This is a genomic window from Xanthomonas sp. NCPPB 2933 (assembly GCF_056725225.1).
Map to the genome: position 1 here is coordinate 5,049,196 of NZ_CM161518.1, position 19,936 is coordinate 5,069,131.

Below are 19,936 nucleotides of genomic sequence, written 5' to 3' on the forward strand. Positions count from 1 at the left end.
CTCTACTCGTGTTCCGGGCGCCGTCCACGTGTACAGCTGGGCGGCGACAACAAATCGTGCTGGAGGAAAGCCCCCTGAGTGAGGGGGCGCGCCGAAGGCGCGGGGTGTGGAAGCTGATGAGCCGGGGCCCATGGTTCGCAAGGCGAACCATGGGGAGCTGAAGCGCGAATGCGCTTTAGCTCGAACACCACTCGCATTCGCTGATGTCGATATCGTTGGAGCGCACGTAGTACGTGGTCTTCAAGCCTTCGCGCCAGGCGGTCATGTGCAGATCCAGCAACGTGCTCGCACGGATGGTGCTGGGCACGTAGAAGTTGAAGCTGATCGACTGGTCGATGTGGCGCTGGCGACGCGCGTTCTGGCGCACGCTGGCGAACTGGTCGACCTTGTAGGCGCCCTTTTCGTAGTACGGCCAGGTTTCCAGCGACAGGCCGGGCGCGGCGACCGGACGACGGAAGTCCTTCTTTTCTTCGTAGTAGAACGCGCTGTAGATCGGGTCGATCGAGGCGGTGGAACCGGCGATCTGCGCGGTGCTCATGTTCGGCGCAACCGCCAGCATCCAGGCATTGCGCACGCCATTGACGGCCACCTGCGCGGACAGCTCCAGCCACTGCGGGCTGTTGTAGTCGCGCGCACGGAAGTACTCGCCGGTGTGCCAGTCGCTGCCGCGGAACACGCTGTAGGTGCCCTTTTCCTTGGCCAGCTCCATGCTCGCCTGGACGGTCAGATAGTTGATGCGCTCGTACAGCTCGTCGCTGTAATCCTCGGCTTCCTTGGCGTTCCAATGGATGGACTTCTGCGCCAGCAGATGGTGCCAGCCGAAGGTGCCCAGACCGATCGCGCGGTACTTCTGGTTGGTGATGGTGGCCTGCGGCACCGGCAGCTGATTCAGATCGATCACGTTGTCGAGCATGCGTACCTGGATCGGGATCAAGCGCTCCAGCACATCGGCGCCCAGCAGATCGGCCTGGTCGTCCTGCGCGATGATCGCGCGGCCCAGGTTGATCGAGGACAGGTTGCACACGACGAAGTCGCCCGCCTTCTTGGTGGTGACGATCTGATTGCCGCTGATGATCTCCTGCATCATCCGCGTGGGGCTCATGTTCTGCAGGATCTCGGTGCACAGGTTGGACGAATAGACCATGCCCTCGTGCTTGTTCGGATTCTTGCGATTGACTTCATCGCGATAGAACATGAACGGATTGCCGGTTTCCAGCTGGCTGACCATGATGCGCTTGAAGATTTCGATCGCCTTGACGGTCTTGCGCGTGATGCGCTCGTCGGCGACGACTTCTTCGTACTTGCGACGGAAGCTGCTGTTGGCGTCGCCCTTCTTCTCGTCGTAGAAGTCCTGCAGATACCAGCCCTTGATGCGCTTCACTTCGTGCGGATCGAACAGGTACCAGTCGCCGCGACGCTCGACCGCTTCCATGAACAGGTCGGGGATGCACACCGAGGTGAACACGTCGTGCGCGCGCAGACGCTGGTCGCCGTTGTTCAGGCGCAGATCCAGGAACGACTCGATGTCGCGGTGGAAGATGTCCAGATAGACCGCGATGGCGCCCTTGCGCTGGCCCAGCTGGTCCACCGACACCGCGGTGTTGTTGAGCTGCTTGATCCACGGCACCACGCCGCCGGACGAATTGGACACGCCGCGGATCGCCGAACCGGACGAACGCACATAGCCCAGGTACGCACCGACGCCGCCGCCGTGCTTGGACACGCGCGCCACGTCGGTGTTGGAGTCGTAGATGCCCTGCAGGCTGTCGTCGACGGTGTCGATAAAGCAGCTCGACAGCTGGCCGCCGACCTTGCCGGCATTGGCCAGCGTGGGCGTGGCCACGGTCATGTACAGGTTGGACAGCGCCCAGTAGGCCTCGCCCACCAGCTGCATGCGGCGCTCGCGGCTGCCCTTGCCGGTGCCGATCTCGTCCTGCATCAGGTACAGCGCAATCGTCAGCCAACGCTCCTGCGGCAGCTCGAACACGCCGCGCGAATTGTCGGTGGCCAGGTAACGGGTGGCCAGCAGGTACAGGCCGTTGTAAGCGAACAGCTTGTCGCGCTCCGGCTCGATCATCTTGCCGGCTTCGATCAGCTCGTCCTTGGAGTAGCGGCGCAGGATGTCGTTGGAATAGACATTGCGGTCGGCCAGGCTTTCCTGCAAACCGACGAACGAGCCGTACTTCTGGCTGGCGTCGTAGAAACGGTTGCGGCTGGCGCGCTTGTACAGGCGGCGCAGGTACAGACGCGCAGCGAAATGCTCCCATTCCGGGGTGGTCAGATCGACGCGGGCCTCGGCCTCGCGGATCAGGTGGTCGACCAGATCGTCGGCGTTGACGCTGTCCTTGCGGTCGACAAAGCCGAACACCGAACGCTTGTAGTCGGCCACGTCCAGCTGCGGGAATTCGGCATGGATCTGGTCGATGGCGCGCTCCAGGCGCTCCGGCTCGAACGGAATCTTGCGGTTGCCGGCTTCCTTGGTGATCCAGGTAGAGACGGTTTGTTCTTCGATGGTCTGTGCGTGCATTGCAATGGCTTGGCGGGGGGGCGGCACAACATCCGACGGGTCGGTCAATTCAGGCGCGCCGCAACCAGGTGCACCGACACTGGCCGGAACGCTGGGGGTGGTGGCTAAGGTACCGGCGGCGATCGCGGCAAGGGTGTCGTTGGTGGTCATGCGTCCTCCATGCGTAGGCACACGAACCCGGCTGGGGACGGGCTGCGACCGATTCTCCGGACTCCCTGGACAGCGATGACGGTGGGCGACGACCAGCACGCAAGACCCAAGGTCTGCGGCGGCATCGACACCACCAGCCATCTCCTTACCGGAGATTCCACGGCCGCCACCGCGCGGTGTGCTGTCGCGCAGTGGTCGGTGGCGAAACAACAGCGGCGCAACGAGACCACGCCGCCTGCTCCAGGCGACGCCCGGATGGCTGTGATCGTTCGTTGCTGCCGCCGCGGAGAGGCTTTTGATTGGCAACCTGCTGCAAATCATGCTCTCACTGGTCCGGACGCCTTGGGGCGACCAACCACCAACTCCCCCAAGATAGTGGGGTCACCCGGAGGGGTCAACACCAAATGTGGGAAAACCCCGAAAACCCTTGCGGCACAAAGCACTGTCTGACGAACGGTCGATGCCGACCCCGGAACCCGCCAATTTGGCTGCGCAGTCAAGGCCCCAACCGGCAATTCTGTCGATCAGTTGGGTCCGGTTGGGTTGGCTGCGACACCCATCGATACTGAAGCCGGTCACAGTTGGCCGTGACTGCCTCAGGCGGCACCGCACGCTTGGCGCGCCTGGTCTGACCCCAGCGACGGGAGGAACTCGCCACTGCCGAATCCAGGTTGAGGGCGCGGTGCCCTCACCGCTCGCGGGACACGCCGTGAACCCATCCCTGGGGGCTCGGTGGCGGCATCCATGCCGCCACACGGTCCCGCAAGCGGTGAGGACACCGCACTAGACAGTTTGCTGACTGTTTTATTGAAAGCTATGCACACCGATCAACTCGACTGGTCCTTGCCCGCTCACCATCGCGGGACCTTACGCGGCATGGATGCCGCGTAAGAGCCTACATGGACGTACTTGCGGCGTGTCCCGCGAGGGTGGGCGGGCAAGGGCCCTGCAGCAAACTCACAGCATCAAGAGCGCAGCGAGGACACTGCACCAGAAAGTTAGTCGGTTGCTTTATCGAAAACCGCGCACACCGATCAACTTGACTGGTCCTTGCCCGCCCAACGTCGCGGGACCTTACGCGGCATGGATGCCGCGTAAGAGCCTACACGGACGTACTTGCGGCGTGTCCCACGACGGTGGGCGGGCAAGGACCCTGCAGCCAAGCCACAGATCTAGCAGCGCCGGGTCCTTCAGCAGCACCCGTCCGATAGCCGCAAAGGCGCTGTCAGGCCGCTCTCAAGTGACAGCGTTAAGCCCTGAGCGCGGCCCGTGAGCGGCATCAGATCTCGGTCGGGCCGACGTGGTGGCGCTTGCGGTAGCGGATCGACGACCACACCGAGGCGGCGATGAAGGCCACCCCGATCAGGCCGGTCAGCACTTCCGGCACGTGGTACACGGTGCCGACCAGCATGATGATCGCCAGCACGCCGATGGCGTAATGCGCGCCGTGCTCCAGGAACACGAATTCGTCCAACGTGCCCTTGTGCACCAGATAAACCGTCATCGAGCGCACGAACATCGCGCCGATCGCCAGACCCAGCATGATGATGACCACATCGCGGGTGATCGCGAACGCACCGATCACCCCATCGAACGAGAACGAAGCGTCCAGCACTTCCAGGTACAGGAACGCGGCGATGCCCGAGCGCTTGGCCGGGCCCATGCCATCTTCGCTCTCTTCAGACTCGAACAAGGCATCCACGCTGCCCACCAGCAGATACAGCAGGATGCCGCCCAGGCCGGCGAACAGCACGCTCTGGAAGACCGCATCGGGCAGGAACAGCTTGGTGCACAGCAGGACCGTCACCGCCACGATCACCGACATCGCATCGGCTTTGCCCAGCTTGCCGACCAACCGCTCCACCGGCCCGAGCCAGTGCAGCTTGCGCTCCTGGTCGAACAGGAAGTTGAGGAACACCAGCAACAGGAACATGCCACCGAAGGCAGCGATGGACGGGTAGTTGTCGGTCAACACCTGGCTGTAGCGGTCCGGCTCCTTCAGCGCCATCTGCATCACCGGCACCAGGCCCATGCCGGTGGCCACCGACACGATCACGATCGGAAACACCAGGCGCATGCCGAACACCGCGATCAGGATGCCCACGGTCAGGAACAGCTTCTGCCAGAACGCGTTCATGTGCTTGAGCACACCGGCGTTGACCACTGCGTTGTCGAACGACAACGACACTTCCAGCACGCTCAGCACCAGGCATAGCCACAGCGCCTGCCACAGGCCCATCGAGGTGGTGTGGCCCCACCAGGCAGCAACGCCCAGGCAGACGGCTGTAACCAAGAACGACATTCTGAAATCGCGAAACATTGACACTCCCAGGCGGGCCGAGACGACAGCCGGAGCAACGGGCCAGGGCAAGGCCCGGCAGATCCGGCATGCGGTGAGGAGGGGGAACCGCGGCGTGACGCTAGGGTCAGGCCGGGCGCGGCTCGCCCATTATAGGGAGTGTCACCGCCATCAGGGTCGCATCGTCCGGATCCGGGCGTACCCCGAAGCCCAGGCTCTGGCACATCGCCAGCATGGTGCGGTTCTCTCGCAGCACCTGGCCTTCGATCTGCTTCAGGCCCAGCCAGCGCGCGTACTCGATCATGATGCGCATCAACTGCCAGCCGATGCCATGGCCCTTGAGGTCGGAGCGGATCAGGATGCCGTACTCGCCGCCTTCGTAATCGGCGTCGGCATGCAGGCGCACCGCGCCGAGCATGTCGCCGCTCTTGGGATCGATGGCCACCAGTGCGATCGAGCGCGCGTAATCGAGCTGGGTCAGCCGGGCGATGAATTCGTGGCTGAAATGCTTGACCGACTGGAAGAACCGCAGCCGCAGGTCTTCGTCGGTGACCCGCGCGAAGAAGGCGCGGAACAGCGCATCGTCTTCCGGGCGCACCGGGCGCACCAGCGCATGCGTGCCATCGCCGAGTGCGATCTGGCGCTCCCATTCCTTCGGATACGGAAAGATCGCAAAACGCGGATGGCCGCGGCCCTTGTGCAGCTTGCGCGCTGGCGCCACCGCCACGCGCGCGTCCAGCGCGATCACGCCATCGCGGTCGGCCAGCAACGGGTTGATATCCAGCTCGGTGATTTCGGGGATGTCGGCGGCCAGCTGCGCCAGCTTGACCAGCACCAGCGCCACCGCGCGCTCGTCGGCCGCCGGCACGTCGCGGTAGGCCTTGAGGATGCGCGAGACCCGCGTGCGCCCGATCAACTCGTGGGCCAGGCGCAGGTCCAGCGGCGGCAGCGCCAGCTCGCGGTCGTTGATCACTTCCACCGCGGTGCCGCCGCGGCCGAACACGATCGCCGGGCCGAACACCGGGTCGTCGGCAATGCCGGCGATCAGTTCGCGCGCCTTGGGCCGCAGCACGGTGGGCTGCACGATCACCCCATCGATGACCGCATCGGGCTGCGCGGCGCGCGCGCGTGCCAGGATGCCGGCCGCCGCTTCGCGTACCGCCGCCACGCTGGACAGATTCAGGCGCACGCCGTCGACATCGGACTTGTGCGCGATGTCGTTGGACAACACCTTCAAGGTCACCGTGCGGCCGACGGCCAGCAGCGGGTCGGCCAGCAATGCGGCTTCGTTGGCGGTGGCGGCCACCTGCAGCGGCACGATCGGGATGCCGTAGGCGGCCAGCAAGCGGTTGGTGGCGACCGGATCCAGCCAACGGCGGCCGGCAGCCAAGGCTTCATCGACCACCGCGCGGGCGATGCCGGCATCTACCACGAAGTCTTCCGGCAGGCTGGGCGGGGTTTCCATCAGCGCCGCCTGCGCCTCGCGGTAGCGCACCAGGTGGGTGAAGCCGCGCACCGCATCCGATTCGGTGGCGTAGGTGGGCACGCGCGCGGCATTGAGCGCGGCGATCGCTGCATCGTCCTGGCCCAGCCACACCGCGAAGACCGGCTTTTCACGCTGATAGCGGTCGCGTTGGTCCAGCGCGCGGGTCAACGCCTTGGCCGCATCGGCCGAGGAGGTGAAGGCGGTCGGCACGTTGACCACCAGCAGCGCGTCGTTCTCGGGGTCGTCCAGCAGCGCTTCGATCGCCGCGGCATAGCGCGGCCCATCGGCGTCGACGATGATGTCGACCGGATTGCTGCGCGACCAGCCTTCGGGCAGCGATTGATCCAGCCGATCCAGGGTCTTGGCCGACAACTCTGCCAGGGTGCCGCCGCGCAGCACCAGTTGGTCCACCGCCAGCTGCCCCACCCCGCCGCCATTGCTGAGAATGGCCAGGCGCCGGCCGGGAAAACTGCCGAGCCGGCCCAGCGTTTCGGCGGCGGCGAACAGCTCGTCCAGCGCGCCCACCCGCAACAGGCCGGCACGCGCGAATGCGGCGCCATACACCGCATCCGAGCCGGCCAGCGCCTGCGCGTGCGTATCGGCATTGGGATTGATGCGGAACTGGCGCCCGGACTTGACCACCACCACCGGCTTGGCGCGCGCGGCGGCGCGTGCGGCCGACATGAACTTGCGCGCATCGCCGATGCGTTCGACATACAGCAGGATCGCGCGGGTGCGGTAGTCGGTGGCGAAGTAGTCGAGCAGATCGCCGAAGTCCACATCCAGCGTATCGCCCAGCGACACCACCGCCGAGAACCCGACCGAGCGCGCCACGCCCCATTCCACCAGCGCGGCGGCAATCGCGCTGGATTCGGAAATCAGCGCCAGATCGCCCGCCTGCGGGCAATGCGCGGCGATGCTGGCATTGAGCCGTGCATGCGGGGCGATCACACCCAGGCAGTGCGGGCCGAGAATGCGCATGCCCTTGGCCCGCGCCGAGGCTTCCATGCGCGCAGCCGGCGAGCCGGGGCCGCTGCCGAGACCTGCAGTCAGGATGATCGCCGCGGCCACCCCGCGCCGTGCGGCAATCGAGACGATGCGCGGCACGATGCGCGCCGGCGCGGTGATCACCACCAGGTCCGGCACCCAGGCCAGATCGGTCAAGCGCGCCACCGTGCGCACACCATCGATCTCGCTGTAACGCGGGCTCACCCAGCCGATCTGCCCGGGAAACCCGGCCGCGCGCAGGTTGCGCACCACCGCGCGTCCGGCCGAGCGATCGCGCGGACTGCCGCCCACCACCGCCACGGTGGTGGGACGAAAGACCTGCTGCAGGTGATAGGTGCTCATGGGGCAACGACGACGACGGGGGAAGCGGACACGGTACACGTCGGCCCAAGCCGACGTCATCGACCCGAGGGCTGCAGGACAGCGACGGCGTCCACACACTTGTTGTGAACGATTCGCATTTTCGTTAATATTGCGTGGTCAGCCAGCTTTCAGCGCCGCCCCGCGCCCATGCCGCCAGCGACTCATTCGGAACAGGGCCCCCCATGAAACTGCTGACCTTGTCGGCGCTGCTGCTTGCCGCCTCTGCCTCTGCGCACACGCCTTATCTGGCACCCAACACCTTCGCCCCCCAGCCCGGTCAGACGGTGACCCTGGACGCGGCCTTTGCCGAGACCTTCTTCGTCCCGGAAGCGGCCTTCGACCAGAGCCACTTCAGCATCACCGGGCCCGATGGCCGCGATGTCGCACCGCTCCGTGTGCAGGCGCTCGACACCCGCACCGTCGTCGAACACACCCTGGGCAAGCAGCCCGGCACCTACCGGGTCAGCACCGGCCTGCGCGTGGGCGCGCAGTTCCGCACCTGGGAACTGGACGGCAAGCGCGAGACCGTGCGCGACCCGAAGGTGACCATGCCCAAGGGCGCCACGCTGATCGCCAGCTTCCAGTCGCGCACCCTGGCGGAAACCTATCTGAGCGTCGGCAAACCCGATCGCAGCGCGCTGGCGCCGCGCAACCAGGGCCTGGAACTGGTGCCGGTGACGCATCCCAACGACCTGTATGTCGGCGAGAGCTTCGTCTTCACGGTGCAATACGACGGCGTGCCGCTGGCCAAGCAGACCGTGGACATCAGCGAGGCGGTGTGGACCTCCGATCGCAAGCCGACGTCGATCAGCGTGACCACCGACGCGGCCGGCCGTGCAACCTTGAAGCTGGACCGCGCCGGCACCTGGTTGGCGCTGACCCGCCACCGCACCCCGGCGCCGGCCGACGCCCCGGTGCGCGAGTACAGCAACAGCACCACGCTGACGTTTCAGGTGCTCGAACAATAGCGCCGCGCAACCGCTGCGGCGGTTGCGTTGCCCTGGCGGCATGACTCCACCGGCGCGGTCCCTCCGCCCGGCATCGCGATCCACCTGCAGGCCCAGCCAACGCTACGGCCCGGCACCGTTTTCCCCATCAAGAGGCAATCCATGAACACTGGCTCCCTGGCCGGCGCGTGCCTGTGCGCGCTGCTGCTTCCTGCTACCGCTCTCGCCCAGTCCGCGCCGCGCCCGCTGCTCGGCGGCCACGGCAACAACGTGCAGGCCTTCATCACCCAGCATGACGACGACCGCGACGGCCGCATTACCACCGCCGATTTTGCGAACTTTCGCCGCAGCCGCTTCGATGCCACCGACCGCAACCACGACGGCACGGTCGACGAGGACGAATACGTGGGCGAGTTCCGCGAGCGCCGCCAGCGTGCACTGGAGCAGGAACGCAGCGCACAGGCCGCGCAGGGCAAGACACGCTTTACGGCATTGGATGCCGATGGCGACGGGCAGGTCTCGCGTGCCGAATTCGACGCGGCCGGTGCGCAGGACTGGGCGCGCGGACAGGCAGCCGTGTCGGCCGCTGCGAAGGCTGCGTCGGGCGACACAACGGCCGCCTTCGACCGCGATGGCGGCCGTCCCGGCATGCCCGACAGCGGCTCGGCCGAGGGCTTTCTCGCGCTGTACGACGAGAACGGCGACAGCAAGGTGGGCGAGGCGGAATACGCAGACCTGCGCGCGGCGCAGTTCGCGGGTGCCGACGGCGACCGTAACGGCGTGCTGTCGCCGGACGAATATCGGGTCGAATTCGAGGACCGCCTCAACCGCCGCCTCACCGCGCTCGAACTGGCCGACGACCGCCAGGTGCATGTGCGCTTCAAGGTGCTCGACACCGACAAGAACCAGCGCATGAGCTTCGCCGAATACCAGGCCTCGGGCCTGCGCACCTTCGCCCGCGTCGACCGCAATCGCGACGGCGTGGTCGATGCCAGCGACGCCGCGTTGCCTGCTCCTGCAACTGCGCCTGCCCCGGCCGCCTCCCCGGCTCGCGCCGACTGACTTTCCCGCCGCGGGCCTCGCTGCCCGCAGCGCCCGGCCCGCCACTGGCGGGCCCCACCCAGCCACGCGGCCATGCCATGCCGCCCGCAGCCAGGTCCGCGCCTTACCGCGCCCATTCCTCTTTCCTGACTGTGGATCCCACGATGACCTCGACACCGACCCTGCTGGCCCTGGCGATCGCCGCCGGCCTGGCCTTCCCGCTGCATGCCGAACAGGCACCCGCCGACGCCACCACCTTCGACCCGGTGGAAGTGAAGGCCGCACGCGACAAGCGTGCCTCCACCAACCAGAACGTCACCACCCTCGACACCGCGCAGTTGCAGCACGAACAGGCGGAAAGCATGGAAGACCTGGTGCGCTACATCCCCGGCGTGAGCATTGCCGACATGGGCCGCTTCGGCGAAAACGGCTTCAACATCCGCGGCCTGGAAGGCGACCGCGTGGCGATGACCATCGACGGCCTGTCGATGGCCGAAGGCGTGGAGACCGCGCGCGACTACGAGTTCTTCCGCGCCGGGCGCGGCGGCGTGGACGTGGATTCGCTCAAGAGCGTGGACATCGTCAAGGGTGCCGATTCCATCAGTGCCGGCAGCGGCGCGCTCGGTGGCGCGGTGGTGTTCACCACCAAGGATCCCTACGACTACCTCAAGGCGCAGGGCAACGACAGCTATGTCGGCCTGAAGACCGGCTACACCGGCCACAACGACCAACTGCTCGGCAACATCACCGTGGCCAACCGCACCGGCATCGTCGAATCGATGCTGACCTATACCCGCCGCGAGGGCCACGAATCGGAGGGCTGGTACTCCAGCACCGAGATCGACACCGGCAGCGCGCGGCGCACGCCCGACCCGATCGACAGCGAAAGCGACAACGTGCTGGCCAAGCTCGACGTGGTGCCGAATGCGCAGCACCGCTTTGGCGTGGTCTACGAACGCAACCGCTCGCAGAACCGGCTCGACAACCTGAGCCGCGTCAGCGCGCCCAGCTACGCCGAGCGCATCGGCGAGGACAGCAACGACCGCGACCGCTACGGCCTGCGCTACATCTGGAACGCGAACAACGCGCTGTTCGACACCCTCGAGGCGCAGCTGGACCGCCAGCAGACCGAGAGCCGCGGCACCACTCGCATTCTTACCCAGAGCGGCAGCTCGAGCACCCCGGCCACCGCCGCCACCACCCGCTGCACGGTGGCGCTGCCCTGCCGCCGTGCCGAAGACCGCGACACCGAGCAGACCCTGGACCGCATCGCGGTCGACTTCGACAAGCTGGTGCATGGCAACGGCTGGTCGCAATCACTGCTGTATGGCGCCGCCTGGCAACGCCGCAGCATCGATTTCAGCGCGATCGACTACCGCTGGAACAACGCCGGCATGCTGGACACCGCCACCGTCGACCCGGCGCAAGTGCCGCAGACCGATGCCGACACCTGGAGCGTGTACCTGCGCGACCGCATCGGCCTGCTCGACGACCGCCTGCAGCTCACCCTGGGTGCGCGCTACGACCATTACCGCTACGCACCGACGCTGTCGCCCACCTTCATCGATACCACCGGCACGGTGCGCGCGGTGACCTTCGCCGCACCGACCTGGCAGGCAGGCATCAGCTACGCCGTCACCCCGCAGCAGACGCTGTGGTTCCAGGCCGGGCGAGGCTTCCGGGCGCCGACCACCGCCGAGATGTACGCCCCCACCAGCATCACCGCGCTGACTGAGGTCGCCACCGGCAACACCGTCAACGTGCCCACGGTGGCCGCCAATCCGAACCTAGAAGCCGAGCGCAGCCTCAATCTGGAACTGGGCTGGCGCTGGGAGAGCGAGTGGGCGCGCGTGGGCCTGTCGGTGTTCCGCGACCGCTACGACGATTTCATCCAGAGCGAGACCGTCACCGCCAACGCCGGCACGCTCTACCAGACCTGTACCCGCGGCGTGTGCACCACGCGCAACGGCTACGCCTACACCACGCTGCTCAATGTCGGCCAGGTCGAGGTCAAGGGCGTGGAACTGGATGCGCAATTCAAGCTCGGCGACGCCTGGCTGCTGCGCGCGGCATGGACCCACAACCAGGGCGAGCTGGAAGACGGCCGCCCGCTGGACAGCATCAATCCGGATCGCGGCGTGCTCGGCCTCAGCTGGCAGGGGTTGGACGAGCGCCTGCGCGTCACCGCCAACATCACCCATGCGCTGGCCAAGAAGGCCAAGGACGTCAATGTGGAGAACGATATCTTCGGCGTCCCGGCCGAGCCGTTCCTCAGCGACGCCTACAGCGTGGTCGATCTGTTCGGCAGCTATCGCTTCAACGCGCATGTGCGCGTCAATCTGGGCGTGTACAACCTGTTCGACGAGCGCTATTCGCAATGGGCGCGCATCCGCAATGTCACCCGTGGCGATTTCTATCTGTACGGCTATGCCACCGACGACGGCATCGGCCGCTACAGCGAACCTGGCCGCAATGTGCGCGCGACGTTGTACGTGAACTTCTGACCGGCACTTGCCGCCCCGCATCGCTGCACGGCCTGCCGTGCAGCGATGCGGAATGGACCAAGCAATACGGCCTGGCCATCACCTCTCCGCGCTACAACAACGTGCCGCTGAGAATTGCGGCAGCGATGCTGAAATAGATCACCAAGCCGGTGACATCCACCAGCGTAGCCACGAACGGGGCCGACGCGCTGGCCGGGTCGAAGCCGAAGCGTTGCAGCACGAATGGCAGCATCGAGCCGGACAGCGAACCGAAGGTGACGATGCCGATCAGGGCCGCGCCGATGGTCAGCGCCACCATCTGCCAGTGCGGGCCATAGTCGTACAGGCCGGCGGTCTGCCAGATGGTGATGCGCACGATCGCCAGCAGGCCCAGGATCGTGCCCAGGGTCAGCCCGGTGGGCAGCTCGCGTAGGGCCACTTTCCACCAGTCGCCCAGGCGGATTTCGCGCAACGCCAGCGAGCGGATCAGCAGCGAGGTGGCCTGCGAGCCGGAGTTGCCGCCCGAGCTCATGATCAGCGGAATGAACAGGGTCAGCACCACCGCCTTGGACAGCTCGTCCTCGAAGTGCTGCATCGCGCTGGCGGTGAGCATTTCGCCCAGGAACAGCACGCTCAGCCAACCGGCGCGCTTCTTGATCATCTGGCCAAAGCCAATCTGCATGTAGGGCTTGTCCAGCGCCTCCATGCCGCCGAACTTGTGCACGTCCTCGGTGGATTCGGCGATCAGTGCATCCAGCACATCGTCCACGGTGACGATGCCGAGCATGTGGCCGTGCGCATCCACCACCGGGATCGCGAGCAAGTCGTGGCGACGGATCAGCCGTGCGACTTCCTCCTGGTCCAGCGCCGGGTCCACCGTGACCGGCGGGTTGACCTGCGCCACGTCCAGGATCGGTGCGTCGTCTGCGCCGGTGATCAGCCGGCGCATGGTGACCACCTGGGTCAGCACGCGGCTGTGCGGGTCCAACAGATAGATCGCATAGACCGTCTCGCGGCTGCGCTCCACCTCGCGGATGTGCTGCAGGGTGCGGCCTACCGTCCAATCGGCCGGCACCGCCACGAACTCGGTGGTCATCAGCGCGCCGGCGGTGTTGGGCGGGTAGCGCATCAAGGCCTGGATCGACAGCCGCGCCTCGGCACTGAGCAGCCACAGCAGCGGCGCGCGCTGCTCGGCGTCCAGGCCGTGGAAGATGTCGGTGGCGCGGTCGTCGGCCATTTGCCCGAGCAAGGAGGCAGCCTGTTCGGCCGGCAGTTGCGCCACCAATGCACTGGCATCGTGCAGCTCGGGTTGTTCGAGCAGTTTCACCGCACGCGGTTGCGGCAGCGCGGCCAGCACCTGGGCCGCATCGTCGCGGTCGAGGGTGTTGAGATATTCCACCGCATCGGCCGTGTTGCGCTCGGCCAGGGGTGCGATCAAGGCGTTGACGCCTTGGGCAAGGCGCAGGGTTTCGTTGTACATGGGGTTCGCCTGGTGACGACCGTCGTCGATGACAGCCGGCGAACCCAAAGCCTCAGGCGCGCGCCAGCTGGGTCATCGACCCGGGTCTAGGGTGACTGTCGCTGGACATGAGAAAGGCTCCGAGAAGTGCCTACCGAACCGGTGATCCGGGCGGCGGCGGGGCGCAGTCTGCGCGCCTGAGCCGGCTTGGTCAATGGCTCGCACAAAGCACGTTTAAGCGAGCGTGCAGTCCGCCGATCTTGCCGATGCGCAGCATGCGCAGGAGGATGCGTCTCATCGAGATGGCAGCGAGCGTGGGCCGACGGCGCACATGCGTGCTGTGGTTGCGACACCGGTGCGCTGGCCGCGGCCTTGAACACGCTTGCCGGCCAGCGCTGCCGAGGGCCACGCTTGGCTCCAGACACGCTGCCACCGACGCGCTGATCGGAAGCAGCAAACCGGCTATCGCAAACCCGTGGCCGCTGCGCATTGCCGGCGACTCTGGCACGTCGGTGCCAGCTGGTCAGCGGCAGTGCGCGGCATAATGCGCACCTCAACGGAGAGTGCGCATGCATAGCGGCGGTCTGGAACTGGCTCTGGTGCTGATGCTGGCCGCCATCGTGGCGGTGCCGGTGTTCAAGCGCTTCGGGCTGGGCGCGGTATTGGCCTATCTGGTCGCCGGTGTGGTGCTCGGGCCCGACGGCGTGGGCGTGGTGCAGGACGCCGAACGCATCAGCGGCGCAGCCGAAATCGGTGTGGTGATGCTGCTGTTCGTGATCGGCCTGGAACTGTCGCCGTCACGTTTGAAGGTGATGCGCCATTCGGTGTTCGGCGCCGGCGCCACCCAGGTGGTGGTGACCACGCTGATCCTGGGCGGCTTGCTGATGCTCGGCAATCTGGGCTGGAAGAGCGCGTTGATCGTCGGCGTGGCGCTGGCGTTGTCGTCCACTGCGGTGGGCCTGCAGCTGCTGGCTGAACGCAAGGCGCTGGGCAGCGACTACGGGCGCCTGGCGTTCGCCATTTTGCTGTTTCAGGATCTGATCGCCATTCCATTGCTGGCCGCCATTCCGCTGCTCGGTGGCAGCAAGAACGCCACGCTGGCATGGCCGGATGTGGCCAAGGCGGTCGCGGCATTGGCGCTGGTGATCCTGTGCGGGCGCTTCGTGCTGCGCTATCTGTTCAATATGGTGGCGCGCACGCGCATGCCGGAAGTGTTCACCGCCAGCGCCTTGCTGGTGGTGCTGGGCACCGCCTGGATCATGCAGGAAGCCGGATTGAGCGCCAGCCTGGGCGCGTTTTTGGCTGGTGTGCTGCTGGCCGATTCGGAATTCCGCCACGAGCTCGAATCGCAGATCGAGCCATTCGAAGGCCTGCTGCTGGGGCTGTTCTTCATCTCGGTCGGCATGGGCATCGATCTGAACCGGGTGGTCGCCGAGCCATGGCTGATCGCCAGCGGCGTGGCGATCCTGCTGGTGGTGAAGTTCTCGCTGCTGGTCGGTATCGGAAGCGTGGCCAAGCTGCCGCTGCGCAGTAGCCTGATGCTGGGCAGCGTGTTGTGGCTGGGCGGCGAATTCGCCTTTGTGGTGTTCAACGAAGCCGATCGCGTCGGCTTGCTGGAGCGCGCCAACCACGACCGCCTGGTGGCCATTGTCGGCGTGTCGATGGCGCTGACGCCGGTGTTGCTGCTGGGCATGCAGCGCATCCTCAACGGGCCGCTGCGGCTGCATGCGCCCAAGTCCGAACGCCCGTTCGACACCATCGATGCGCAAACGCCCAAGGTGCTGGTCGCCGGCATGGGCCGCTTCGGTCAGGTGGTCGCGCGTCTGCTCACCGCGCGGCATGTGCCGTTCGTGGCGCTGGAACACAATCCGGACACCGTGGAAGATTTGCGCCGCTTCGGCAGCCAGTTGTACTACGGCGACCCCACCCGCCCGGAACTGCTGCGCGCCGCCGGTGCCGACCGCATCAAGGTGTTCGTGATCGCGGTGGACGACCCGGAAACCAACATCAAGGCGGTGCGGCTGATCCGCCGCCTGTACCCGCAGGCCACGGTGCTGGCACGTGCACGCAATCGCCAGCACGCCTGGAAACTGATGGATCTGGGCGCCGAACCGTTCCGCGAGGTATTCGCCTCCAGCCTGGAGCTGAGCGAACGCGTGCTCACCTCGCTCGGCCTGGGCGAAGCGGTTGCCAAGGATCACGTCAAACGGTTCCGCCAGCACGACGAAGAGTTGCTGCATCGCCAGCACCTGGTCTATGACGACGAAGCCAAGGTGATCCAGACCTCGCGCGATGCACGCGCAGATCTGATGAATCTGTTCGAAGCCGACGTCAAGGCGGATGTGGATGCCGAACCCGCACCGGTAACGCCCGATCGCTGAGCTTTGCGTAGGAGCGCGCTCGCGCGCGATGAGGCGTTATCGGTAACGCCTCATCGCGCGCGAGCGCGCTCCTACGGGATTTCTGCACACCCAGCCGCCGCACGATCGCAGCGGCTGCATGTCGATCGCATCACTCAGCTGCGCGGTGTGCGACCTGCGGTCTTGCTGGCCGACTTCTTCGCTGTGCTTTTGCCAGCCGCAGCTTTGCTCACGGTCTTCGCTGCGGCTTTTGCGACCTTCTTCGTCGCGCGCTTGGTGACGGATGTCTTTGCCACCTTGCCGGGCGAACCGGCTGCGCCTTGAGCGGATTTTGCAGCAGGTGCGGCGGCACGTTTGGGTGTCGCCTTGCTCGCTTTCTTCGCGATCTTTTTGGTGGCTTTCTTGACCGGCGTTGCAGCGCTGCTGCGTGCTTCCGGTGCGCGGCGCGGCGGTGGCTTGCGCCCCGGAGTGAGCGCGCGCCAGGCGTGCCCGCCATTCATCGCCAGCAAGGCATCGGCGGCCGACGGGCCAGCGCTGCCTGCGGCGTAATTGGGGAAGTCGCTTGGCGGTTGTTTCCAGGCATCCAGGATCGGCTGCACGATACGCCAGGCGGCTTCCACCATGGCCGCATCCTGGAACAGGCCGGCCTCGCCCTTCATGCAGTCCTGCAGCAGGCGCTCGTAGCCCACCGTGTATTCCTTGGGAAACCAGTCGCGGTAGCGGAAGTCCATGCGCACCGGTGCCAGCGCGACCTGCGCGCCCGGGCGCTTGACGTCGAACTGCAGCGAGATGCCCTCATCAGGTTGAATGTGCAGCACCAGCCAGTCGGGGCCATAACCGCCCACTTCGGTGCTGCGGAACGGTGCCAGCGGCGCAGGCTTGAAGCGGATCGCGATCTCGGTGGTGCGCTCGCGCAGCCGCTTGCCGGTGCGCAGGTAGAACGGCACGCCGGCCCAGCGCCAGGTGTCGACCTGCAGTTTCATCGCCACATAGGTTTCGGTTTCCGAATCCTCCGGCACGGTGTCTTCTTCGCGATAGCCCGGCACCGCGCTGCGGCTCACCGCGCCGGAGGCATATTGGCCGCGTACCACGTCTTCGGGTTTGATCGGGCGTACTGCTTCGATCACTTCCGCGCGGCGACGATGCATCGCTTCGGTGGTGAAGGCGGCCGGCGGTTCCATCGCAATCATCGCCAGCAACTGGAACAGGTGGTTCGGGACCATGTCGCGCAAACAGCCGGTGGGATCGTAGAAACGTCCACGGCCTTCCACACCGATGGTTTCGGCGGCGGTGATCTGCACATGATCGATGCGGTCGCGATTCCACACCGGCTCGAACAAGCCATTGGCAAAACGGAACGCCAGAATGTTCTGCACGGTTTCCTTGCCGAGGAAATGGTCGATGCGGAACACCTGATCCTCGTGCAAGACGCGGGCGACGGTGGCGTTGAGCGCGACGGCGCTGGGCAGATCGTGGCCGAACGGTTTTTCCACGATCACCCGCCGCCAGCCCTGCCCCTCGCGCTGTTTGACCAGCCCGGCTTCGCCCAGGTTGAGCAGTACCGGTTCGAAGAAACGTGCGGCGGTGGCCAGATAGAACAGCACATTGCCCTGGGTGCCGTAGCGCTTGTGCAGTTTCTCCAGCACGCCATCCAGCGTTTGATAGGCACCTAAATCAGTAAAATCGCCGCGCAGATAATGCATGCGCTCGCGCAGCCACTCCCAGGTGTCGGTGTCGAACTCGTCGGTCTGGAATTCGGCATCGCGACTGCTGAGCAGCTCGGTCATCGACTGACCCATCATCGTGCGCCACGAACGCTCGCTGATATCGCCGTGGTCCATGCCGACGATGGCGAACTGCTCGCCCAACGCACCGGCCCGGCGCAGGTTGTACAGCGCCGGCATCACCAGGCGCTTGGTTAGATCGCCGCGTGCGCCCAGCACCACGATGATGCACGGCGGGGTGGTCTCTTGCTCATTCATGGACGTGTTTCCTTTTCGCCCATGCGTCCGTGCAGGCGCAATGCCGCATTGACCAGGGCCACGTGGGAATACCCTTGCGGGAAGTTGCCAAGCATGCGCTTGCTGCGCGGGTCGTACTCTTCGGCGAGCAGGCCCACGTCGTTGCACAATCCGAGCAGGCGCTCGAGCAATACGCGCGCCTGCTCGGTGCGCCCGAGCAAGGCGTAGTTTTCCACCAGCCAGAAGCTGCAGGCAAGAAAGGTGCCCTCGCCGGCCGGAAGGCCATCGGCGCTGTCGTCGGCGCGATAGCGTTCGACCAATCCATCGATGGTCAGATCGCGTGCGATGGCATCGGCGGTGGCGGCGATGCGCGGATCCTCCGGCGGCAAAAATCCTACGATCGGAATCAGCAGCAGCGAGGCGTCCAGCCGGTCGGAGCCATAGCTCTGTACGAAGTGACCATCCGGATGCACGCCGTTTTCCAGCACTTCGGCGCGAATTTCCTCGGCAAGCCGGCCCCAATGTGCGCGTTTTTCTGCGTCGGCATTGGTGATGCCATCGCGCGCGCCGCAATCGAACGCCAGCCAGGCCATCACTTTGGAATGCACGAAATGACGGCGCTCGTCGCGGATTTCCCAGATGCCTTCATCGGGCAGGCGCCACAGGTCTTCGAGCGTATCCAGGATCTTTTCCAGCAGCGATGCCGACGAGCCATCGTCGTCGGACGGCGGCGCCACGCCCTTTTCGCGCGCGTAATGGAACGCGCCGATCAACTCGCCATACACATCGAGCTGGAACTGATCCACCGCACCATTGCCGATGCGTACCGGGCCGGAGTTTTCGTAGCCGGGCAGCCAATCCGCTTCCCATTCCTGCAGCCGGCGCTCGCCGGCGATGCCGTACAGCGCCTGCAGTTGGTCCGGCGAACCGGCGATGGTGCGTTGCACCCAGTCGCGAAACGCTGAGGCTTCATCGCGATAGCCGGCCTGCAACAACGCGATCAGCGTGAACACCGAATCGCGCAGCCAGCAGTAGCGATAATCCCAGTTACGGGTGCCGCCCAGATGCTCGGGCAGCGAGGCCGTGGGCGCGGCGACGATGCCACCGGTGGGCAGATAGCTCAGCCCCTTCAACACCACCAGCGAACGCCGCACCTGCTCGGTCCACGGACCGACGTCGGTACAGCGACGTGCCCAGCCATGCCAGAACGCGGTGGTCCGTTGCAGCGCCTGTTCCGGATCGATTGCCGCTGGCGTGGGCTGATGCGACAGGCCGTGGCTGAGCAGAAACCAGGTGCTTTCGCCCTCGCGCAGCGTGAAGTCTGCCTCGGTGCCCAGGTCCTCGCCGTGCAGTTGCTGCGGCGAGCGCAACGCGATTTGGTCGGGACCGGCGATGGCGCGAATGCCACCCTCGATGCCGGTGACCCACGGCACCGTACGGCCATAGTTGAAGCGAAACGTCAGCCGCATGTGCATCGGCACTTCGCCCTGCACGCAACGCACGATCCGCACCAGATGCTGGTGACTGTCGCTCTCATCGCTGGAGACCATGAAGTCGACCAGTTCCACCGTGCCGGTGTCGGTACGCATGCGCGTGCACAGCACCAGACTGTCGTCTTCGTAAGCGCGTTCGCTGCGGAATGCGGCGACCGGCGACAACGCCCATTGCCCGTGTTGCTCATCGCCCAGCAGGGATGCAAAAAACGCATCGGAATCGAAACGTGGCAGACACAGCCAGTCGATGGTGCCGCAGTGGTCGACCAGGGCCGCGCTGTGGCAATTGCCCAGCATGGCGTGGTCTTCGATACGCACGCTCATCGTAGAGGCGCTTCCTTCGTGCGAGGGAACGCCCA

Annotated in this window: 10 protein-coding genes; 4 read left to right on the plus strand and 6 right to left on the minus strand. The window is 65.9% G+C overall.

What is annotated here, in order from left to right:
• Positions 1-175 precede the first annotated feature (175 nt).
• From AC1PLU_RS21375 to AC1PLU_RS21385, 3 genes are all read right to left on the minus strand, one after another.
• Positions 176-2,677 (minus strand): ribonucleoside-diphosphate reductase subunit alpha, encoded by a 2,502-nt coding sequence (locus AC1PLU_RS21375; protein WP_481094177.1) that lies wholly within the window; start codon positions 2,675-2,677, stop codon positions 176-178.
• Between the two features lie 1,279 nt (positions 2,678-3,956).
• Entirely contained in the window at positions 3,957-4,997 is a 1,041-nt protein-coding gene (locus tag AC1PLU_RS21380; RefSeq protein WP_006449433.1) for a DUF475 domain-containing protein, read from the minus strand.
• A gap of 106 nt (positions 4,998-5,103) precedes the next feature.
• Complete coding sequence (locus AC1PLU_RS21385) at positions 5,104-7,812, minus strand: bifunctional acetate--CoA ligase family protein/GNAT family N-acetyltransferase (RefSeq protein ID WP_481107174.1); 2,709 nt, start codon at positions 7,810-7,812, stop codon at positions 5,104-5,106.
• Between the two features lie 203 nt (positions 7,813-8,015).
• Between AC1PLU_RS21385 and AC1PLU_RS21390 the strand changes: the two genes are divergently transcribed.
• The 3 genes from AC1PLU_RS21390 to AC1PLU_RS21400 all read left to right on the plus strand — a co-directional run bounded on the left by AC1PLU_RS21390 (position 8,016) and on the right by AC1PLU_RS21400 (position 12,325).
• On the plus strand, positions 8,016-8,801 hold the full coding sequence (locus AC1PLU_RS21390; RefSeq protein WP_481107175.1) for a DUF4198 domain-containing protein: 786 nt from the start codon (positions 8,016-8,018) through the stop codon (positions 8,799-8,801).
• A 141-nt stretch (positions 8,802-8,942) separates the two neighbouring features.
• Positions 8,943-9,842: an EF-hand domain-containing protein gene (locus tag AC1PLU_RS21395; protein WP_481107176.1), complete on the plus strand. Its 900-nt coding sequence runs from the start codon at positions 8,943-8,945 to the stop codon at positions 9,840-9,842.
• Between the two features lie 143 nt (positions 9,843-9,985).
• A complete protein-coding gene (locus tag AC1PLU_RS21400; RefSeq protein WP_481107177.1) occupies positions 9,986-12,325 on the plus strand; it encodes a TonB-dependent hemoglobin/transferrin/lactoferrin family receptor in 2,340 nt (779 codons plus the stop codon).
• 91 nt (positions 12,326-12,416) lie between these two features.
• On the opposite strand, the gene mgtE is transcribed toward AC1PLU_RS21400, so the two are convergent.
• Positions 12,417-13,784: a magnesium transporter gene (gene mgtE / locus AC1PLU_RS21405; RefSeq protein ID WP_481107178.1), complete on the minus strand. Its 1,368-nt coding sequence runs from the start codon at positions 13,782-13,784 to the stop codon at positions 12,417-12,419.
• Positions 13,785-14,332: 548 nt separating this feature from the next.
• Between mgtE and AC1PLU_RS21410 the strand changes: the two genes are divergently transcribed.
• Positions 14,333-16,144: a monovalent cation:proton antiporter-2 (CPA2) family protein gene (locus AC1PLU_RS21410; RefSeq protein ID WP_481094172.1), complete on the plus strand. Its 1,812-nt coding sequence runs from the start codon at positions 14,333-14,335 to the stop codon at positions 16,142-16,144.
• Positions 16,145-16,278: 134 nt separating this feature from the next.
• Here the strand turns inward: AC1PLU_RS21410 and zwf are convergent, their stop codons facing one another.
• Positions 16,279-18,105, minus strand: coding sequence for a glucose-6-phosphate dehydrogenase (gene zwf / locus AC1PLU_RS21415; RefSeq protein ID WP_481094171.1), 1,827 nt, complete (start codon positions 18,103-18,105; stop codon positions 16,279-16,281).
• Complete coding sequence (locus tag AC1PLU_RS21420) at positions 18,102-19,901, minus strand: glycoside hydrolase family 15 protein (protein WP_481107179.1); 1,800 nt, start codon at positions 19,899-19,901, stop codon at positions 18,102-18,104. The genes zwf and AC1PLU_RS21420 overlap by 4 nt, the downstream gene beginning before the upstream one ends.
• Between the last annotated feature and the right edge of the window lie 35 nt (positions 19,902-19,936).

Bases quoted from the DNA above. Each gene is read 5' to 3' on its own strand.
- AC1PLU_RS21375 (WP_481094177.1), bottom strand. From the start codon at position 2,677: ATGACCACCAACGACACCCTTGCCGCGATCGCCGCCGGTACCTTAGCC.
- AC1PLU_RS21380 (WP_006449433.1), bottom strand. From the start codon at position 4,997: ATGTTTCGCGATTTCAGAATGTCGTTCTTGGTTACAGCCGTCTGCCTG.
- AC1PLU_RS21385 (WP_481107174.1), bottom strand. From the start codon at position 7,812: ATGAGCACCTATCACCTGCAGCAGGTCTTTCGTCCCACCACCGTGGCG.
- AC1PLU_RS21390 (WP_481107175.1), top strand. From the start codon at position 8,016: ATGAAACTGCTGACCTTGTCGGCGCTGCTGCTTGCCGCCTCTGCCTCT.
- AC1PLU_RS21395 (WP_481107176.1), top strand. From the start codon at position 8,943: ATGAACACTGGCTCCCTGGCCGGCGCGTGCCTGTGCGCGCTGCTGCTT.
- AC1PLU_RS21400 (WP_481107177.1), top strand. From the start codon at position 9,986: ATGACCTCGACACCGACCCTGCTGGCCCTGGCGATCGCCGCCGGCCTG.
- mgtE (WP_481107178.1), bottom strand. From the start codon at position 13,784: ATGTACAACGAAACCCTGCGCCTTGCCCAAGGCGTCAACGCCTTGATC.
- AC1PLU_RS21410 (WP_481094172.1), top strand. From the start codon at position 14,333: ATGCATAGCGGCGGTCTGGAACTGGCTCTGGTGCTGATGCTGGCCGCC.
- zwf (WP_481094171.1), bottom strand. From the start codon at position 18,105: ATGAATGAGCAAGAGACCACCCCGCCGTGCATCATCGTGGTGCTGGGC.
- AC1PLU_RS21420 (WP_481107179.1), bottom strand. From the start codon at position 19,901: ATGAGCGTGCGTATCGAAGACCACGCCATGCTGGGCAATTGCCACAGC.